This window comes from Pseudomonas floridensis (genome assembly GCF_002087235.1).
GTDB lineage: Bacteria > Pseudomonadota > Gammaproteobacteria > Pseudomonadales > Pseudomonadaceae > Aquipseudomonas > Aquipseudomonas floridensis.
This window is the reverse complement of sequence record NZ_MUIO01000099.1, coordinates 1-1,144: the sequence shown is the minus strand read 5'-3', so window position 1 is coordinate 1,144 and position 1,144 is coordinate 1. Positions and strand designations below refer to the sequence as shown.

1 protein-coding gene and 1 pseudogene are annotated in these 1,144 nt (G+C 44.3%); both read left to right on the top strand.

What is annotated here, in order from left to right; all coding sequences use genetic code 11:
* Positions 1-58 precede the first annotated feature (58 nt).
* Positions 59-604 carry a hypothetical protein gene (locus tag BZK31_RS22875; RefSeq protein WP_083185577.1) on the top strand — a complete coding sequence of 182 codons (546 nt, stop codon included), beginning with the start codon at positions 59-61 and terminating at the stop codon, positions 602-604.
* Positions 605-646: 42 nt separating this feature from the next.
* Positions 647-1,144: pseudogene (locus BZK31_RS22870) on the top strand (hypothetical protein); the annotation flags it as partial.

Below are 1,144 nucleotides of genomic sequence, written 5' to 3'. Positions count from 1 at the left end.
ATCGGAGCATCCCTAAGCTCCCCTTCCCAGACGTTGGAAATTTAAGGCTTCCAAAGCTATGAACAATGGAAAACATGTACTACCCTCAAAAAACCTGCGCATTATCGCTGCCTTTTCGTTAGTCATGACAATAATTTTATTTGCCGCATCACTTTATATAATATGGGTGAGCGTACTCCCCATTTATGGTCGTCTCTGGCGGCAAGCTCCTATTGTAGAAGTACAATATATAGTATTCGGCGTTATCCCTGCGCCATTTATAGCATTGGTGGGTATAGTTACAGCAGCGGTAGCACTTTGGACTAACAAGATTTTTGACCCTACACAGGGTTCGCGCGCTGAGATATTTCAAAAAACCATGGTCGCCATGTTTTTTAAAACTGCCTTCTATGTAGCAATTCCACTTCTTGCCTTGACGACAATATGGTTAATGGCTATCGGTTACGTTCTATGCAACGAGCTGCGTCCATCCGGCTCTGGCTGGCAGACATTCTGGGTAAATAATCAAAACTACTGCTTCAAACCTGATACCTATATAGAAGACCACTGGCCATGCAAAGTTAAGGACGGAAAACAGTATTGCTATCAAGCTGATGGCAGATAGGGCTGGAATTTTCTTGCGAGGCCCATGAAGCGTTAAATTTATATGGCTTTCAATGAACATACAAAAAACACATGCAGAGCTTTCAGAAGATTGACTTTAGAGTGGTTTTTTAACGATGAAGCAGTTTTGACAGACTTGTTCGGGGGTATAGGAGTAGAACTAATAAAAGCGGGTATTGCCACTGCACTTGGGTATGCCGCAGGCCTAGCAGCCGGAGCCTTTTTTGGTGCCCCCGCACTACCCGTTGTAGTAGGAGCGATTATAGTTTTCGCCGTCGGCATCGGCCTAAATGAACTTGATAACCGATACAATATTAAAAGCAGCGTAAAAGCTGGAATGCGTTATGCAGCAGACAACGTTGCCGAGCTAGATGAGACGCTCACAAAAATAAGTGCAAAAGATTTGCGGGTTTACACAGAAGATTTAGCGACCGGCATTCTACAGAGCTTGATGGATAAGGCGGTCGACGAGACTAAGTCTTGCGCACTAAAAAAATCCAACCTGGCGAACTGCCCTTTCCTAAGGATTCTCCGAACAAGT

What these genes read in the sequence shown, in the direction of transcription:
- BZK31_RS22875 (WP_083185577.1), top strand. Translation starts at nt 59, where the DNA reads ATGAACAATGGAAAACATGTACTACCCTCAAAAAACCTGCGCATTATC.